This is a genomic window from Streptomyces doebereineriae, from assembly GCF_031845645.1.
Lineage (GTDB): Bacteria > Actinomycetota > Actinomycetes > Streptomycetales > Streptomycetaceae > Streptomyces > Streptomyces canus.
Window position 1 is genome coordinate 487,511 of the sequence record NZ_JAVREZ010000003.1, and the last position, 17,880, is coordinate 505,390.

General features: G+C 68.8%; 15 protein-coding genes and 1 riboswitch. Of the genes, 3 read left to right on the plus strand and 12 right to left on the minus strand.

The window, feature by feature from the left end:
* Positions 1 to 2: 2 nt before the first annotated feature.
* The 7 genes from RNB18_RS11820 to ctaE form a co-directional block, all read right to left on the minus strand.
* Entirely contained in the window at positions 3 to 2,165 is a 2,163-nt protein-coding gene (locus RNB18_RS11820) for a protein kinase domain-containing protein (RefSeq protein ID WP_311714062.1), read from the minus strand.
* Positions 2,166 to 2,233: 68 nt separating this feature from the next.
* Entirely contained in the window at positions 2,234 to 3,595 is a 1,362-nt protein-coding gene (locus RNB18_RS11825) for an aminotransferase class V-fold PLP-dependent enzyme (protein WP_311714063.1), read from the minus strand.
* Between the two features lie 120 nt (positions 3,596 to 3,715).
* A riboswitch (SAM riboswitch) is annotated at positions 3,716 to 3,832 on the minus strand.
* A gap of 71 nt (positions 3,833 to 3,903) precedes the next feature.
* Complete coding sequence (trpD, locus tag RNB18_RS11830) at positions 3,904 to 4,968, minus strand: anthranilate phosphoribosyltransferase (protein ID WP_311714064.1); 1,065 nt, start codon at positions 4,966 to 4,968, stop codon at positions 3,904 to 3,906.
* Positions 4,969 to 5,086: 118 nt separating this feature from the next.
* Positions 5,087 to 6,730, minus strand: a complete 1,644-nt coding sequence (gene qcrB, locus RNB18_RS11835) for a cytochrome bc1 complex cytochrome b subunit (protein WP_311714065.1) — start codon at positions 6,728 to 6,730, stop codon at positions 5,087 to 5,089.
* Positions 6,727 to 7,782, minus strand: coding sequence for a cytochrome bc1 complex Rieske iron-sulfur subunit (gene qcrA / locus RNB18_RS11840; RefSeq protein WP_311714066.1), 1,056 nt, complete (start codon positions 7,780 to 7,782; stop codon positions 6,727 to 6,729). Before qcrA ends, qcrB begins: the two co-directional genes overlap by 4 nt.
* The gene (gene qcrC / locus RNB18_RS11845) at positions 7,779 to 8,588 is read right to left on the minus strand and encodes a cytochrome bc1 complex diheme cytochrome c subunit (protein ID WP_266525730.1); all 810 of its coding nucleotides are present in this window, start codon (positions 8,586 to 8,588) and stop codon (positions 7,779 to 7,781) included. The genes qcrA and qcrC overlap by 4 nt, the downstream gene beginning before the upstream one ends.
* 60 nt (positions 8,589 to 8,648) lie before the next feature.
* Positions 8,649 to 9,269, minus strand: coding sequence for an aa3-type cytochrome oxidase subunit III (ctaE, locus tag RNB18_RS11850; protein WP_311714067.1), 621 nt, complete (start codon positions 9,267 to 9,269; stop codon positions 8,649 to 8,651).
* Positions 9,270 to 9,414: 145 nt separating this feature from the next.
* On the opposite strand from ctaE, the gene RNB18_RS11855 reads away from it, so the two are divergent.
* A complete protein-coding gene (locus tag RNB18_RS11855) occupies positions 9,415 to 9,816 on the plus strand; it encodes a response regulator (RefSeq protein ID WP_311714068.1) in 402 nt (133 codons plus the stop codon).
* A gap of 19 nt (positions 9,817 to 9,835) precedes the next feature.
* Here RNB18_RS11855 and RNB18_RS11860 read toward each other — a convergent pair whose 3' ends face one another.
* The 4 genes from RNB18_RS11860 to ctaC all read right to left on the minus strand — a co-directional run bounded on the left by RNB18_RS11860 (position 9,836) and on the right by ctaC (position 14,323).
* A complete protein-coding gene (locus RNB18_RS11860; protein WP_311714069.1) occupies positions 9,836 to 11,098 on the minus strand; it encodes a L,D-transpeptidase in 1,263 nt (420 codons plus the stop codon).
* A 131-nt stretch (positions 11,099 to 11,229) separates the two neighbouring features.
* The gene (locus RNB18_RS11865) at positions 11,230 to 11,628 is read right to left on the minus strand and encodes a cytochrome c oxidase subunit 4 (protein WP_062037766.1); all 399 of its coding nucleotides are present in this window, start codon (positions 11,626 to 11,628) and stop codon (positions 11,230 to 11,232) included.
* Positions 11,625 to 13,367, minus strand: coding sequence for an aa3-type cytochrome oxidase subunit I (gene ctaD / locus RNB18_RS11870; RefSeq protein ID WP_311714070.1), 1,743 nt, complete (start codon positions 13,365 to 13,367; stop codon positions 11,625 to 11,627). The genes RNB18_RS11865 and ctaD overlap by 4 nt, the downstream gene beginning before the upstream one ends.
* Entirely contained in the window at positions 13,364 to 14,323 is a 960-nt protein-coding gene (ctaC, locus tag RNB18_RS11875) for an aa3-type cytochrome oxidase subunit II (protein ID WP_280867215.1), read from the minus strand. Before ctaC ends, ctaD begins: the two co-directional genes overlap by 4 nt.
* Before the next feature lie 271 nt (positions 14,324 to 14,594).
* Here ctaC and RNB18_RS11880 point away from each other — a divergent pair, with 271 nt between their 5' ends.
* Positions 14,595 to 15,956 carry a cysteine desulfurase/sulfurtransferase TusA family protein gene (locus tag RNB18_RS11880; RefSeq protein ID WP_311714071.1) on the plus strand — a complete coding sequence of 454 codons (1,362 nt, stop codon included), beginning with the start codon at positions 14,595 to 14,597 and terminating at the stop codon, positions 15,954 to 15,956.
* Positions 15,957 to 15,965: 9 nt separating this feature from the next.
* Here RNB18_RS11880 and RNB18_RS11885 read toward each other — a convergent pair whose 3' ends face one another.
* Positions 15,966 to 16,940: a carbohydrate kinase family protein gene (locus RNB18_RS11885; protein ID WP_062037755.1), complete on the minus strand. Its 975-nt coding sequence runs from the start codon at positions 16,938 to 16,940 to the stop codon at positions 15,966 to 15,968.
* Positions 16,941 to 17,092: 152 nt separating this feature from the next.
* On the opposite strand from RNB18_RS11885, the gene RNB18_RS11890 reads away from it, so the two are divergent.
* On the plus strand, positions 17,093 to 17,302 hold the full coding sequence (locus RNB18_RS11890; protein WP_311714072.1) for a hypothetical protein: 210 nt from the start codon (positions 17,093 to 17,095) through the stop codon (positions 17,300 to 17,302).
* Positions 17,303 to 17,880: the final 578 nt, after the last annotated feature.

Genomic DNA, 17,880 nt, shown 5'->3' on the forward strand with positions numbered 1-17,880 from the left:
GCCTAGGAGTCGAGCGCGAGCACGGTGATGCCGTCGGCGGTCGCCACGTACACGCGGCCGCTCCGGACGACCGGCGACTGGTTGCCGACGGAGGCACCGCCCTCGACGCGCTTCTGCCAGGTCTGCTTGCCCTTGCGGTTGACGCCGTAGAGCGTCGAGCCGTGGCGTACGTAGACGGTGTCGCCGAAGACCGTCGGGTTGCTGTACTGGCTTCCCTCGTCGTTGAACCGGAAGGACCAGACCGTCGACCCGTCGGCGGGGTCCAGGGCGACGAGTTCGTAGTCGGAGGCGGTGACGCCCAGGCCGCCGAAGGGCACGCAGGTGAAGTAGCGGCTGCCGTACACCTTGTCGTTGGTCGAGTCCCACAGCGGCTTGCCCTTGCGGCCGATGCCGTGCAGCATCTGCTCGCCGCCCGATCCGACCACCAGCGTGTCGCCGACCAGCGCGGGCCGCCCGGCGTCGAGGCCGGCCGCCGTCGCCCAGAGCCGCTTGCCGGTCTTCGCGTCCAGCGCCTGCACCTGGTCCCCGAACGTGCCGACGTAGACCACCCCGTCCGCCACCAGGGGCTCGCTGGTGGGCGCCGGCCCGGTCGGCGTGGACCAGCGCACTCTGCCGTCGGGGGCGTAGGCCCGCACCCCGCCCGCCTCCGAGCCGTCGCCGTAGGACACCAGGATCAGTTGCCCCGCGGTGACCAGGAACTGGCTGTTCGCGGCGAACGCCTTGGCCCAGCGGACCTTGCCGCCCCGGCCGAGCGCGCACAGCTTGGAGGCGCCCTCCTGGTCGTCCTCCAGCAGGCAGTACACGCCCTGCGCGGTGGCGAGCGGGGACATGGCCTCGGCGCCCAGTGCGGTGTGCCAGACGGTCCGCCCGTCCAGGTCCAGCGCGTGCAGCGAGCCGTCCGCGCCGCCGACGTACACCCGTGTGCCGTCGGGCGAGAGGGCGGCGCAGGGGCCGCGCCGCCCGCCGAGCCCCTGGACCTTGTACTGCCAGCCCGTCGCGGGCGTGCCCGTCACGGACCCCGCACCGCTCGCCCCGGCCACCGTCTCGCCCTTCGCGGATCCGTCCGAGGAGTCCCGCAGCCACAGCCACCCGCCCACACCGCCGGCCGCCACGACCCCGGCACCGCCCACCGCGGCCCGCAGCAGCCGCCGCCGGGAGGGTGGAGCGGGCGTCGGTGGGACACGGGTGGCCGCGGGGACGTCCGTGACGGTCACCGGCGCCACGTACTCGACCCGGCTCTCCCGCTCCCCCGAGTCGTGCCCGGGAACCCAGCGCGCACCACCCTGCGCGGCCTCCGGCTCCTTCACGGTGCCGGGGCCGTACCACCCCGCCCGCAGTCCCTCGCGCAGCGATCCCGCGGTGTGCCCCGCGGCCGCGACCAGCTCCGCGGGCGTCGGCCGCGCGCCGGGGTCGTCCCGCAGACACGCCTCCACCAGCGGCAGCTGTTCCTCCGGTACGGCGGACAGGTCGACGTCCCCGGTCAGGATCCGCAGCAGAACGACCGAATCCTGCCCCTCGCCGAACGGTTCCTTGCCGCCGGACGCGTACGCGAGGACCGCGCCCAGGGAGAAGACGTCACTGGCCGGTACCACCTGGGCGCCGTTGCGGATCTGCTCGGGCGAGAGATAGCCGACCGACCCGACGACCACGCCGGTCCGGGTCAGTGCCGTGCCCTCCAGAGCCCTGACGATCCCGAAGTCGATGACCCTGGGCCCGTCCGGCGAGAGCAGGATGTTGGAGGGCTTGAGGTCCCGGTGCACCAGCCCCTTGGCGTGGATCGCGGCGAGCGCCTCGGCGAGCGCGGCCGCCAGCAGCCGTACCGCGTCCGCGGGCAACGGTCCCCGGTCGAGCACCGCGTCCCGCAGGTTGGGCCCCGCCACGAACTCGGTCGCCATCCACGGCCGCGCGGCCTCGGTGTCCGCGTCCACGACCCGCGCGGTGTACGTGCCCGTCCCTCCGACGGTCTGTGCGGCCCGCACCTCGTGCCGGAACCGGGCGCGGAAGGTGCGGTCCTCGGCGTGCTCGGCCCGTACGACCTTCACGGCCAGCCGCAGCCCGCCCCGCGCCTCGGCCAGATACACCTCGCCCATGCCGCCGGACCCGAGTCTGCCCAGGACCTCGTAGGGCCCGATGGTCCGCGGGTCCGTCTCGCGCAGCTCCTGCACCCCGTGCTCCCCCTGCTTTCCGTACGGCTGCTGAGGGGGAGCGTATACGCGCGCCGGACGTCAGTACGTCAGACGGCCGGGACGCAACGGCCGTCCTCGGTGCGGTACGTCCACTTCGCGCCGTCCGCGACCAGTTCCTTCACGGCCCGCACGAACCGCTCCACATGCTCGTCCGGTGTGCCCGCGCCGAAGCTCACCCGGATCGCGTTGAGGGACTTCTCGCCGGGCGCGGCCTCGGGGGCACCGCACTCGCCCTGGGACTGCGGGTCGCTGCCGAGGAGGGTGCGGACGAGGGGGTGGGCGCAGAAGAGGCCGTCGCGGACGCCGATGCCGTACTCGGCGGAGAGGGCGGCGGCGAAGTGGGAGCTGTTCCAGCCCTCGACCACGAAGGAGATCACGCCGACACGGGGGGCGTCGTCACCGAAGAGGGACAGGACGCGGACCTCGGGGACCTCGGCGAGGCCCGCCCGCACCTTCTCGATCAGGTGCTGCTCGCGGGCGACCAGGGTGTCGAAGCCGGCCTCGGTGAGGGCCCGGCAGGCGGAGGCGATGGAGTAGGCGCCGATGACGTTCGGCGAGCCGGCCTCGTGGCGGGCGGCGCTCTCGTGCCACTCCACGTCCACTCCCCCGTCCTCGCGCCGGGTGACCTTGCGGCTGGCGCCACCGCCCGCGAGGTAGGGGTCGGCGGCCCGGAGCCAGTCGGCCCGGCCGGCCAGGACTCCGGAGCCGAAGGGGGCGTAGAGCTTGTGGCCGGAGAAGGCGACCCAGTCGACGTCGAGGTCACGGACGCTCAACGGGTGGTGCGGGGCCAGCTGGGCCGCGTCGAGCACGATGCGGGCGCCGTGGGAGTGAGCGGCTGCCGCAAGCTCCCGTACGGGCCACAGCTCACCGGTGACGTTGGAGGCGCCGGTGACGCACACCAGGGCCGGGCCCTGGGGGTCCCGGTCGGCGAGGGCCCTCTCCAGCGTCTCGACGGCCTGCCGCGGGGTGCGCGGGGCGTCGAGGTAGGTGACCCGGGCGTCCTTCCACGGCAGCAGCGAGGCGTGGTGCTCGGTCTCGAAGACGAAGACCTGGCAGTCGGCGGGGAGGGCGGCGGCGAGGAGGTTGAGCGAGTCGGTGGTCGACCGGGTGAAGACCAGCTGGTCGTCGTCCCGGCAGTCGAGGAACTCGGTGACGGTCCTGCGGGCGTTCTCGAACAGGTCGGTCGACAGCTGCGAGAGGTAGCCGGCACCGCGGTGCACGCTGCCGTAGTAGGGCGCGTAGGCCGCCACGTCGTCCCAGACCCGCTGGAGGGCGGGGGCGCTGGCCGCGTAGTCGAGGGCCGCGTAGGTGACCTCGCCGCCGGTGACGAGCGGGACGGTGACATCTCGCCCCAGAACGGGCAGCTGGGCACAAATGGTCTGGGCGGAGGCAGCGGTGGAGACAGACATGGGGACTCCCGTGAAAAGAAAGGTGAGATGGGTGTGCGGAGGCGGGGCTCGGCGCCCTATCGCATTCGCTTGCTCACGGAAGACTCCCTCGAATGACCAGGACCCCTGGGTTTCGAGAGGGGCCCGCGCTTGCCGTAGACCTCGCTGCCTACGGCCTGGTCTTCACCCGGGGCACCCCGCCACGGACGGAGGGTTGCCGGACAGTCGGCCGGGGCCTCATGACTGTCACTCATGACCTGGTACAGGAACGTACGTGAAGTGATCGCGGTCCCGCAACCCGTGTCCGGATTACGGGACCGCAGTGCCTGCTACGCGTGGCTCGCGGCCACCCAGCGGTCCAGCGTGCGCTTGGCGGACCCGGAGTCGATCGACTCGGCGGCCTTCGTCATGGCGGCGCCGATCTGCTCGGCCAGCGTCCCCGAACCCGGGTCGAGCGCCACCAGCGCCGCCGCCGAGTTCAGCAGTACGGCGTCCCGGACCGGGCCCGTCTCGCCGTCCAGCAGCCGCCGCGCGACCTCCGCGTTGTACGACGGGTCCGCGCCCCGCAGCGCCTCCACCGGGACCAGCTCGATGCCGACGTCCCTCGGGTCGAAGCTCTCCTCGGTGACCTTGCCGTCGCGCACGACCCACACCCGGGACGTGGACGTCGTGGTCAGCTCGTCGAAGCCGTCGTCGCCGCGGAAGACGAGGGAGGAGTTGCCCCGCTCGGCCAGGACGCCGGCGATGAGCGGTGCCAGGCGGGGGTCGGCGACGCCCACGGCCTGCGCCTTCACCTTGGCCGGGTTGGTCAGCGGACCGAGCGCGTTGAAGGTGGTCCGGATCCCCAACTGCCCTCGCGCGGCAGCCACATGACGCAGCGCCGGATGGAACTTGATCGCGAAGCAGAAGGTGATCCCGGCCTCCTCGGCCACCTCGGCCACCCGCTTCGGCGTCAGCTCCAGATTGACGCCGAGCTTTTCCAGGACGTCCGAGGCGCCGGACGCGGAGGAGGCGGCCCGGTTGCCGTGCTTGACGACCTTCGCACCCGTGCCGGCGATGACGATCGCCGACATCGTGGAGATGTTCACCGTCTTCGCCCCGTCGCCGCCCGTGCCGACGATGTCGACGGTCCGGCCCGGCACCTCGATGACGTTCGCGTGCTCGTACATCGTCCGGACGAGCCCGGTGATCTCCTGGACGGTCTCGCCCTTGGCGCGCAACGCCACCGCGAACCCGGCGATCTGCGCGTCCGTGGCCTCGCCGCGCATGATCAGGTCCATCGCCCAGGCGGTGTCGTCGGCGGACAGGTCACGGCCCTCCAGCAGGCCGTTGAGCAGAGCGGGCCAGGAACGGCCCGCCGCGGTGTTGCCTCCAGCGGGGGTCACAGCGCTCATGGGGCCGCTCCAGATGTCGTAGAACAATGTGCTCCCACCCTATCCAGCCCGGGGCACGGCAAAGGGCCCCGTCCGGTGTTCGGACGGGGCCCTTCATCGCGCGTGGCGAGCGCAGCGATCAGTGGTGGCCGTGGCCGCTCGTGATCTCCTTGTACTCCTCGACGGTGGGCTTGGGGATCTGGGCCTCTTCGCCGTAGTACGCCTCGCTCAGCTTGGCGCGCAGCTTCTCGGAGCCCTTCACCTTGCGCTCGACGCCGTTCTCGTCGACCGTGGCACCGATCGCGGCCGGCTCGTACTGCTCGTGCGCCGTGAGCGTGTGCAGCTGCTCCTGGCTGAGCGGCTCGTGCACCTCGATGAACTCACCGTGCGGCAGGCGCTTGATGATGCCGGACTCGCGGCCGTGCAGCACCTTGTCCTTGTCGCGGCGCTGGAGGCCGAGGCAGATCCGCTTGGTGGCGATGAACGCGAGGACCGGGGCGACGAAGAACGCGACCCGGACGAACCAGGTGATGGCGTTGATCGACAGGTGGAAGTGGGTGGCCCACAGGTCGTTTCCACCACCGATCAGCAGCACCATGTACCAGGTGATCCACGCGACGCCGAAGGCGGTACGCGTCGGCGCGTTGCGCGGGCGGTCCAGGATGTGGTGCTCGCGCTTGTCGCCGGTGACCCAGGACTCGATGAACGGGTAGACCGCGATCGCGACCAGGACCAGCGGGAAGATCACCAGCGGGATGAACACACCCAGGACGAGCGTGTGGCCCCAGAAGTTGATCTCCCAGCCCGGCATGACACGGATCAGGCCCTCGGAGAAGCCCATGTACCAGTCCGGCTGGGCGCCCGTGGACACCTGGTCGGGACGGTAGGGGCCCATCGACCAGATCGGGTTGATCGAGGCGATCGCCGCGATGGCCGCGATGACACCGAAGACCAGGAAGAAGAAGCCTCCGGCCTTGGCCATGTAGACCGGCAGCAGCGGCATGCCGACGACGTTGTTGTTTGTCTTTCCGGGGCCCGCGAACTGCGTGTGCTTGTGGTAGAAGACCAGGATCAGGTGGCCGACGACCAGGCCGAGCATGATGCCCGGCAGCAGCAGCACGTGGATCGAGTAGAAGCGGGCCACGAAGTCGCCGCCCGGGAACTCGCCGCCGAAGAGGAAGAACGACAGGTACGTGCCGACGATCGGCACGGACAGGATCGCGCCCTCCATGAAGCGGACACCGGTGCCGGACAGCAGGTCGTCCGGGAGCGAGTAGCCGGTGAAGCCGGTGAACATGCCCAGGACGAACAGCAGGAAGCCGAACAGCCAGTTGACCTCACGCGGCTTGCGGAACGCGCCCGTGAAGAACACGCGCATCATGTGCACGAACATGCCGGCGAGGAAGATCAGCGCCGCCCAGTGGTGGATCTGCCGGATCAGCAGACCACCGCGCACATCGAAGGAGATGTGCATGGTCGAGTTGAACGCCTCGGACATCAGCTGGCCCTGCAGCGGGACGTAGCTGCCGTGGTACTCCACCTCGTTCATCGACGGGTGGAAGAACAGCGTCAGGTACACACCCGTGAGGATGATGATGATGAAGCTGTAGAGGCAGATCTCACCCAGCATGAACGACCAGTGGTCGGGGAAGATCTTGCGCATGTTGGCCTTGGCCAGGGAGTAGATCCCCAGGCGGCCGTCGGCCCAGTCGGCGACGCGCTCGCCCGCCGGTGCCTTGTCGCGCCGCGCCCCGTTGGCCGCGGTGCTCTCGTTTGTGCTCATCCGCGCTCCCAGAATGCAGGACCGACAGGCTCGTCGAAGTCGCCGAGCGCTTCGAGGTAACCCTGGTCGTTCACGCCGATGCGCAGCTGCGGCAGGGCGTGACCGGCGGGGCCGAAGATCACCCGGGCACCGTCGGAGAGGTCGAAGGTGGACTGGTGGCAGGGGCAGAGCACGTGGTGCGTCTGCTGCTCGTACAGGGAGATCGGGCAACCCACGTGGGTGCAGATCTTCGAGTACGCGACGATCCCCTCGTGCGACCACTCGAGCTCGCGCTTGTCCTTGATGTTGTCCGGCTGGATGCGGACGATCATCAGGGCGGCCTTGGCGATCTCGGTCTGGAACTCCTCGTCGTGCTCCTCCAGGCCCTCGGGCTTGGCGAAGGTCAGCGAGCCGACCGCGACGTCGGAGGGACGCAGCGGCTCGTTGGTGTTCATGTTGACGAGCTGGAGGCCCTTGCGCCACATGGTGTGGCGGAGCTTGGTGCCGGGCAGCGGGCCGAGGTCGCGCAGCAGCATGACGCCGGAGAGCGGGAACAGGGCCAGCGCGCCGAACATCGTGTTGCGGATCAGCTTGCGACGGCCGAGCGCCGACTCCTTGGCGCCCTGCTTGAAGTCCGCGTGGACCTTCGCGCGGACCTCGGGGGACGCCTCGATCGGGTGGCGCTCGTCGGCGATCTCCTCGTCGGACATCAGGGTGCGGGCCCAGTGGACCGCACCCGCGCCGATCGCGAAGAGGGCGAGACCGAGGGTCAGGCCCAGCGCGAAGTTCAGCGCGTTGATGTGTCCGATCGGGAAGACGAAGATCGACTTGTCGTGGGGGATGCCCACGTACGAGGCGATGAACCCGACGGTGGCCAGCATCGACACCGTGAACAGCATGGCCACCGTGCGCTCGGACCGCCTGGCGGCCCGCTCGTCGATGTCCTGCACCCGGTGCTCGTGAGGCGGGAGACCGGGGTCCGCGAAGGGGTTCTTCTCGTCCGCGACGCCTACCGCGCCGTGCGCGTCCTGCTCTGCGGGCAGGTTCTCTTCTGGAATGTCTTGGCTACTCATGACTTCTTGGCCTTTGCGGTCCGAGCGGCGACCCAGACGGCGACCGCGATCAGCGCGCCGAGGCCGAAGATCCAGGCGAACAGGCCTTCGGAGACCGGGCCGAGACCGCCCAGCTCAAGGCCGCCGGGGCTCACGGTGTCGTCGCCGTTGACCGCGTTCAGGTACGCGATGATGTCCTTCTTGTTCTGCTCCGACAGCGTGGTGTCGGGGAACGACGGCATGTTCTGCGGGCCGGTCTGCATGGCCTCGTAGATGTGCTTCGGGTCGACGCCCTCGAGGCTCGGCGCGAACTTGCCGTGCGTCAGCGCGCCGCCCTTGCCGGTGAAGTTGTGGCACTGCGTGCAGTTGTCACGGAACAGCTCGCCGCCCTTGGCGATGTCGGCACCGTCGGGGCCGTACTGCGCCTCCGTCGGGATGCTCGGACCCGCGCCCAGCGAGGAGATGTACGCGGCCAGCTGGTCGATCTCGGCCTGCGTGTAGATGACCTTCTTCTTCGGGACCTGCGCGCCAGGCTGCTGGGCCGGCATACGGCCGGTGCCGACCTGGAAGTCGACGGCCGCGGCGCCCACGCCCACGAGGCTCGGACCGTCGGAGGATCCCTGACCGCCGGCGCCGTGGCAACTGGCGCAGCCTACGGCGAAGAGCTTCTTGCCCTCGTCGATGGCCAGGGACTGGGCGGTTTCATCTGCCTGCGCCTTGCTCGCGGGTGCGAACACGGCGTACAGCCCCCCGGTGCATGCCAGCGCGAGGAGTAGGACGACGAGCGCTGCCAGCGGGTGGCGTCGTCGTGCGGAGAGCTTTTTCACGGATTACCCCGGTGTCAGGATCTTCTGCGTCGATGCTTGCGATGTCGGGAGCGGGCCCGGCTACTTGATCAGGTAGATCGTGGCGAAGAGGCCGATCCAGACGACATCGACGAAGTGCCAGTAGTAGGACACGACGATGGCCGCGGTCGCCTGTTCGTGGGTGAACCGCTTCGCCGCGTACGTACGGCCGAGGACGAACAGGAAGGCGATGAGGCCGCCTGTCACGTGCAGACCGTGGAAGCCGGTGGTCAGGTAGAAGACCGACCCGTACGGATCGGACGAGAGGGAGATCCCGTCCTTCTTCACCAGCTCGGTGTACTCGTAGATCTGACCGCCGATGAAGATCGCACCCATGATGAAGGTGATGATGAACCAGCCCCGGAGCTTCTTCACGTCACCTCGCTCGGCGGCGAAGACGCCGAGCTGGCAGGTGAGGGAAGAGAGCACCAGGATCGTGGTGTTCGTCGCCGAGAACGGAACGTTCAGGGCGTGCGCCATCTCTTTCCAGTGATCAGGACCCGTCACCGATCGCAGGGTGAAGTACATCGCGAAGAGGGCCGCGAAGAACATCAGCTCGGAACTCAGCCAGATGATCGTTCCGACGCTGGTGAGGTTCGGTCGGTTGACCGACGGGTGCGCGTGCCCGGTGTCTACTGTCGTTGCTGTCGCCACGACCGACATTATGTCGGTCGCTTATCCCGCCCTCACCCCGGGGGGTGCCGTTCGGAGTGTCTCCCTGCTTCATACCGGTGTTGACGTGGTGTTCAAGGGAGTAGCATCCGGCCCAACGGGCCTGTCCTTACGACGCTGACGTCACGGAGGAACAATGCAGCCGACCGCCACGGTGCTGGTCTACAGCGACGATTCCAACACCCGCGAGCAGGTACGGCTCGCGGCGGGCCGTCGACCGGCTCCCGACGTCCCGTTGGTCGAGTTCCTGGAGTGCGCCACGCCTGCGGCGGTGGTGAAGGAGCTGGACAAGGGCGGGATCGACGTCTGTGTGCTGGACGGGGAGGCCGTGCCGATGGGCGGCATGGGGCTCTGCCGGCAGATCAAGGACGAGGTGTTCGACTGCCCGCCGGTGCTGTTGCTGATCGGGCGGCCGCAGGACGCGTGGCTGGCGACGTGGAGCCGGGCGGAGGCCGCGGTGACCCATCCGGTGGATCCGGTGGAGTTCGCCTCGGCGCTGGCTTCCCTGCTGCGGGACCGGAAGGCTCTGAGCGCCTGAGAGCTGCTCCCCCCTCCCGCTAGATGCTCTGCGGCCTCAGCCTTGCCGTCTGGTCGGGGCTGGGGGCGTCCGGGGTGCCGGCCACCAGGGCGCTGCCTTCGCGCCATTTCTTCCAGTCGAGGTTCCAGTCGCCGAAGCCGTTGCCGAACGGCTCCATCGTGTTGCCGCCCGAGTTGACGACCTGGACCACGTCGCCCTCGTGGACGGTGTCGAAGAACCATTCGGCGTTGGACGTGCTCATGCCGGTGCAGCCGTGGCTGACGTTGGCGTAGCCCTGGGAGCCGACCGACCAGGGGGCGGCATGGACGTACTCGCCGCTCCAGGTGACGCGGGTGGCGTAGTACACCGGAAGGTCGTACGACTCCGAGGAACCCTCGGCGATCCCGATGCTGGTGCCGCGCATACGTACGAAGTACTCCTTGCCCAGCACGACCTTGACGCCGTTGCGGGTGTCGAAGCCCGGCTTGCCGGTGGTGACCGGGAGCTCTTTGATGACCTCGTCGTTCTTGTAGACCTTCATCGAGTGTGACGAGGCGTCCGTCACGGCGATGATGCGGTCCCCGGTGGTCAGCTTCAGGGGCTTCGCCTTGCCGCCCCAGAGCCGGTCGCCGATCTTGATGCCGTCCAGGTCGCTGCGGACCTGGATCGTGGCGTGGGCGGGCCAGTACTCCCTGGGCCGGTAGTGGAGTTCCTTGTCGTCCACCCAGTGCCAGGCGCCCGGTACGGCGGGCGTGGAATCGACCCTGAGGGCGCGTTCTATGACGGCCCGCTGAGCCTTGTCCTTGACGGGTCTGTCCAGCTTGGCGGTGACGGGCTGGCCGACGCCGTACGTGCCCGACTTGGGACCGAAGGTGACCTTCAGACGCTTCTTGCCCAGAGGCTTGCTGGTGTCGAAGTCGAGGACCTTGCGGCCAGGTGCCCCGTCCTCGTCCTCGGTGCTCACCCGGACGGTGTAATGGGCGTTTGCCGCCAGCGGGGACGTGCTGCGCCAGCGGGAGCCGTCGGCGGAGAGTTCGCCCGCCACATAGCGGCCTGTGGCGTCTGTGGCCGTGACGTCGGTGATGCGGCCGTCGTCGTCCTCGGCGGTCACCTCGAGCGGCTTGTCCGGGTCGGCCTTCTTGCCGTCGCCGGTGGGCGCGTTGAAGGCGATCTGGTCCGCCGCGTCGAACGGCGTGGCCGCCAGCGGGTTCCCGTCGGACCCGCAGGCGGCGGCGCTCGCGCCGAGGGCGATCACCAGCAGCGTGCAGCTCACGAGGATGCGGGTACGCGGTGCGTGATTCATGACTTCACGCTAGGAAGCCCCGTCAAGAACGGCGCGCTGAGTGACTCGTACGAGGGACAAGGATTGCGGCAAAAGCAGGAGCCCGGATTCTCCTGACGGAGTGTCCGGGCCCCTGATGAGCTGCGCTCGTGCTACTGCGTGCGGTTCTCACCGCGGTAGTACTCGAAGACCCAGCCGTACAGGCCGATCATGATCACCGGCACCGAGAAGTACAGCAGCCACCAGCCGATCGCGACCGACAGGAAGGCGAGGGCGCCGCCGAAGCCGAGGGCGAGCGGCTGCCAGCTGTGCGGGCTGAAGAACCCGACCTCACCGGCGTCGTCCGCGACGTCGGCCTCCTTGTTGTCCTGCGCGCCGGCGTCCACCCGCCGGGCCGTGAAGCCCAGGTAGAAGCCGATCATGATGGACAGCCCGAAGGCCAGGAAGAGCGCGGTGGTACCGGCCGGCTCCTTCGACCACACGCCATAGACGATCGCCATGACGAGGATGAAGACGCTCAGCCAGATGAACATCCGTCCCTGGATCTTCACTTGCCGGCCTCCTTGCCGCCGTTGCCGGCCAGAGCCTTCTCACCGTGACCGGAGTTCTCGAGCTGGTCGAGAGCGGCGATCGCGGGGTGGTGCAGGTCGAACGCCGGGGATTCGCTGCGGATCCGCGGCAGGGTGAGGAAGTTGTGGCGCGGCGGCGGGCAGGAGGTCGCCCATTCGAGTGAGCGGCCGTAGCCCCACGGGTCGTCGACGCCGACCGGCTTGCCGTACTTGGCCGTCTTCCACACGTTGTAGAGGAACGGCAGGATCGACAGGCCGAGCACGAACGAGCTGATCGTCGAGATCGTGTTCAGAGCGGTGAAGCCGTCGGCCGCCAGGTAGTCGGCGTAACGACGCGGCATGCCCTCGGCGCCCAGCCAGTGCTGGACCAGGAAGGTGCCGTGGAAGCCGATGAACAGCGTCCAGAACGTGATCTTGCCGAGGCGCTCGTCGAGCATCTTGCCGGTGAACTTCGGCCACCAGAAGTGGAAGCCGGAGAACATCGCGAAGACGACGGTGCCGAAGACGACGTAGTGGAAGTGCGCCACCACGAAGTACGAGTCCGAGACGTGGAAGTCCAGCGGGGGCGAGGCCAGGATGACACCGGTCAGACCACCGAAGGTGAAGGTGATCAGGAAGCCGGTGGCCCAGAGCATCGGGGTCTCGAAACTCAGGGACCCCTTCCACATCGTTCCGATCCAGTTGAAGAACTTCACGCCCGTCGGTACGGCGATGAGGAACGTCATGAAGGAGAAGAACGGGAGCAGCACACCGCCGGTGACGTACATGTGGTGCGCCCACACCGTCACGGACAGACCCGCGATCGCGATGGTCGCCGCGATCAGACCCATGTAGCCGAACATCGGCTTGCGGGAGAAGACCGGGATGACCTCGGAGATGATGCCGAAGAACGGCAGGGCGATGATGTACACCTCTGGATGGCCGAAGAACCAGAAGAGGTGTTGCCAGAGCAACGCTCCGCCGTTCGCGGCATCGAAGACATGTGCCCCGAATTTCCGATCCGCCTCCAGCGCGAACAGCGCGGCGGCGAGAACGGGGAAGGCGAGCAGGACCAGCACCGCGGTCAGCAGCACGTTCCACACGAAGATCGGCATGCGGAACATGGTCATGCCGGGCGCGCGCATGCAGATGATCGTGGTGATGAAGTTGACGGCGCCGAGGATGGTGCCGAAGCCGGAGAAGGCCAGGCCCATGATCCACAGGTCGGCGCCGATGCCCGGAGAGCGGACGGCGTCGGAGAGCGGGGAGTAGGCGAACCAGCCGAAGTCGGCCGCACCCGAGGGGGTGAGGAAGCCGCCGACCGCGATCGTCGAACCGAACAGGTACAGCCAGTAGGCGAACATGTTCAGCCGCGGGAACGCCACGTCGGGCGCGCCGATCTGCAGCGGCATGATCCAGTTGGTGAAGCCGGCGAACAGCGGCGTCGCGAACATCAGCAGCATGATCGTGCCGTGCATCGTGAACGCCTGGTTGAACTGCTCGTTCGACATGATCTGCAGACCCGGCCGGGCCAGCTCGGCGCGCATGAAGAGCGCCATCACGCCGCCGATGAGGAAGAACGCGAACGACGTGACCAGGTACATCGTGCCGATCGTCTTGTGGTCAGTGGTGGTGAGCCACTTGATGACCACGCTGCCGCGGTTCTGGCGCCGGACCGGCAGTTCGTCCGCGTAGTGGGACCCCGCTTCGGCGGCACCCTGGGGTTCGTTGAGGATGCTCACAGGTTCGTCGTCTCCCGGTCCTTCTCGTGGGCGGTCTGCTCGATGCCCGCGGGAACGTAACCGGTCTGCCCCTTCTTCGCGAGGTCCTTGAGGTGCTGCTCGTAGCGCTCGGGGGAGACGACCTTCACGTTGAACAGCATCCGGGAGTGGTCGACGCCGCACAGTTCGGCGCACTTGCCCATGAAGGTGCCCTCCTTGTTCGGAGTCACCTGGAAGGCGTTGGTGTGGCCCGGAATCACGTCCTGCTTCATCAGGAACGGCACCACCCAGAAGGAGTGGATGACGTCACGCGAGGTGAGGACGAAGCGGACCGTCTTGCCCTTGGGGAGCCAGAGGGTCGGGCCGGGGTTGCCGGTCTGCGGGTTCCTCGTGGCGGGCGTACCGAAGTCGTAGACACCGCCGGCGTTCGCCGGGAAGTCGTTCTTGAACCGGGTCGGAATCGCGTCCAGGTTCTTGTCGGTCTTCGCGTCGCCCGTGGAACCCGCGACGGGCTCGATGTAGTTGAAGGCCCAGCTCCACTGGTAGCCGACGACGTTGATGGTGACGTCGGGCTCCTTCTTGAGGCTGAGGAGCTTCGACTCGTCGCGGGCCGTGAAGTAGAACAGGACCGAGACGATGACGAGCGGAACGACCGTGTACAGCGCCTCGATGGGCATGTTGTACCGGGTCTGCGGAGGAACTTCGACCTTGGTGCGGCTGCGCCGGTGGAAGATCGTGCTCCACAGGATCAGGCCCCACACCAGCACGCCGGTGGCCAGCGCGGCTGCCCAGGAACCCTGCCAGAGGGAGAGGATCCGCGGAGCCTCTTCCGTGGTCGGGGTGGGCATACCAAGGCGGGGGAAGTCCTTGTATGTGCAGCCGGTGGCGGTCGCCAGGACCAGGCCCGCGGTCATTGCCTGCAGCAGCTTCCGCCGCATCGGGCGCCGCGGCGAGCGGTCGGAGCCGTTGGGACTCACGTAGCGCCTTCCCGAGAGTCTCGCCCGCGCGGATTGGCTGCGGCCTGCCCTTACTCGGTGGTCGGTCGCCGCCCTGCGTCGGGCAGGGGTTTGGATGTTTATGCGGACCAAACCCTAGCCGACGCTCTCCGGGGGTTCAGCGGGAGGGGTGCCTAGTCACTCGGTGGGTTCGCTTGATTGGCGGCTGCGGGTGCTTTGTGGCTTATCGCGCCCCGCGGCGGAGCCGCTATCGGATACAGCCCCGCGCCCCTGGGGAGGTTAGCGTTGCCGTGTGTCATATTTCGACGCTGCTTCCAGCGCGCCTCTTCATCCCGTTGCCCGTCAGGCGCTGTTGGCCTCTCTGGATGAAGGGTGGGCTGATCCCTCTCGGTTGTACCGGGAAGGGCGGCGGGCTCGGCTGCTGTTGGATGCCGCTCGGGAGGCCGCTGCGGAGGCCGTGGGGTGCCGGCCTGACGAACTGGTCTTCACGTCCTCCGGGACGCGGGCCGTGCATGACGGGATCGCGGGGGCGCTTGCCGGTCGGCGTCGCATTGGACGTCACCTGATCGTGTCAGCCGTCGAACACTCCTCGGTACTTCATTCGGCGGAGCTGTTCGAGGTGACCGAGGTTCCGGTGAGCCGTACGGGAACGGTGAGCGCGCAGTCGTACGTCGATGCTCTTCGCCCTGACACCGCGCTGGCGTGTCTCCAGTCGGCGAACCATGAGGTGGGGACCGTGCAGCCGGTGGCCGAGGTGGCCGCCGTGTGCCGTCAGGCCGGGGTGCCGTTGCTGGTGGACGCGGCGCAGTCGCTCGGGTGGGGGCCGGTCGAGGGCGAGTGGTCGCTGTTGACCGCCAGCGCGCACAAATGGGGAGGTCCGTCGGGGGTCGGCCTGCTCGCCGTGAGAAAGGGTGTCCGATTCTCACCCCAGGGACCCGCCGACGAGCGGGAGTCGGGGCGGGCGCCGGGGTTCGAGAACCTGCCGGCCGTCGTCGCGGCGGCGGCCTCGCTGCGGGCGGTGCGGGCCGAGGCTGCGCAAGAGGCCGTACGACTGCGGGAGCTGACGGCGCGGATCCGGGCACGGGTGCCCCGGCTGGTGCCGGACGTGGACGTGGTGGGCGATCCCGAGAACCGGCTACCGGGGATCGTCACCTTCTCCTGTCTCTATGTCGACGGAGAGACCTTGCTGCACGAGCTGGACCGGGAGGGGTTCTCCGTTTCCTCCGGATCGTCGTGCACGAGCAGCACGCTGACGCCGAGCCATGTGCTGAAGGCGATGGGCGTGCTGAGTGAGGGGAATGTGCGGGTTTCGCTGCCGTTCGGGGCGGTCTCCGAGGAGGTCGACCGGTTCCTGGAGGTGTTGCCGGGGGCGGTGGCGGCGGTGCGGGAGAAGCTGGGCGCACCGACGCCTTCGGCTGTGGTGGGGGAGGACTCACTCGTCGTGGACGCCCTCGGCAAGCGGTGCCCGATCCCGGTCATCGAACTGGCCAAGGTGATCGGAGACGTTCCGGTGGGCGGGACCGTCCGGGTCCTGTCGGACGACGAGGCGGCCCGCCTGGACATTCCGGCATGGTGCGAGATGCGGGAGCAGGAGTACGTAGGAGAGGAACCGGCGGACAACGGAACGGCATATGTGATCCGCCGGATCAGCTGATGACGAGCCTCAGCCCAGGTGCCCCTGGACCTCTGCCGCCGCCTCGTCCCCGTACGCCTTGGTGAACCGCTCCATGAAGTTCCCCCGCCGCAGCCGGTACTCCTGCGTCCCGACGGTCTCGATGACGAGCGTCGCCAGCATGCAGCCCACCTGAGCCGCCCGCTCCAGCGAGACCCCCCAGGCCAGCCCCGACAGGAACCCGGCGCGGAACGCGTCGCCGACCCCCGTGGGGTCCGCCTTGCGCTCCTCCTCCGCGCAGCCGACGACGATCGGCTCCTCGCCGACCCGGTCGATCCGCACACCCTGCGCCCCGAGCGTCGTGACCCGGTGGCCCACCTTCGCCAGGATCTCCGCGTCGGACCAGCCCGTCTTGGACTCGATGAGCCCCTTCTCGTACTCGTTGGAGAACAGGTACGTGGCGCCGTCCAGCAGTATCCGGATCTCGTCGCCGTTCATCCGGGCGATCTGCTGGGAGAAGTCCGCGGCGAAGGGGATGCCGCGCGACCGGCACTCCTCGGTGTGGCGGAGCATCGCCTCGGGGTCGTCGGCGCCGATGAGAACGAGGTCGAGGCCGTCGACCCGGTCGGCCACGGTCTTGAGCTCGATCTGGCGGGCCTCGCTCATCGCGCCCGTGTAGAAGGAGCCGATCTGGTTGTGGTCGGCGTCGGTGGTGCACACGAAGCGGGCGGTGTGCAGGGTCTCGGAGATGCGGACGGACGCGGTGTCGACGCCGTGCCGGTCCAGCCAGGCGCGGTACTCGTCGAAGTCGAAGCCCGCGGCCCCGACCAGGATCGGGTTGGTGCCGAGCTGGCCCATGCCGAAGGCGATGTTCGCGCCGACACCTCCCCTGCGTACGTCGAGGTTGTCGACCAGGAAGGAGAGCGAGACCGTGTGCAGTTGGTCCGCGACGAACTGGTCGGCGAAGCGGCCGGGGAAGGTCATGAGGTGGTCGGTGGCGATGGAGCCGGTGACTGCGATGCGCACGGCGTGGCTCTCCTGGGGGGAGGGTGTATTGACGGTTAACGCTATCGGGTCCGTATGGGGTACTGCGAGGCGGCCGACGGCGCGGTGAAGCAGGTAAAACTACCCGATAGTAGATCTTTCTTCGCGGGCTCCGGCGTGCATACGGTGCCGTCATGACCAACCTTGAGCTGTACGTCTCCGCCCCGGCCGACCTGGACGGGGGCCTCGCGTCCCTGCTCGGTGACTGCGCCCGGATGGCTCCGCACTGGGCGGTTCCCGACCGGATCGTTTCCGTTCCGGTTTCTCCCTCACTCATCCACGGCGTGACGGTTCCCGAGGGCTCCGCGCGGCTGCTGGAGGCGATGTCGGAGTACGGCGACTGAGTCACGGCGCTCGCGTCGGCGCGTTCGAGGGAACCGCGCGCTCCCCCGCTGCGTCCCATCGCCGTCCCCCGGAAAGGGGATGCGGGATACGACCCGTTTGCCGACCTTTTTGACAGGGTCGGGTCAGGGTCGAGGGACAGTTGCGCAGCAGAAGGAGCGATGCGGTGAACACCGAGCGACCCGACAACGACGAGGCCTCCGGCGGCGGGGACGGGAGCTCTGCGGAAGCGCGCGGTGCGGGGGCGCTGGGTGCCGAGGAAGTGAGCGGTGCCGAGGAGACGCACGGTTCCGACGCTCACGGCGACGAGACGAGCGCCGGTGGAGCCGAGGGCACCGAGGAAGCCTCCGGTGCCGCCGGAGGCTCGACGGAGCACGCCGAGGAAGCGGCGGACGACTCCCCGGCCTCCGGCACCGCAGCCGCGGCCGACGCCGACGGGCCGGAGGCCCCCGCGGCCCCCGACGCCCATGCCGACGCCGACACGCCACGGGTTCCCGCCGATGGCGACAGCTCGGCGACTCCCAGCCGCACCGGCCTCGGCAAGCTTCCGGCACCCGACGCCTCTGCCGGCCCGGACGAG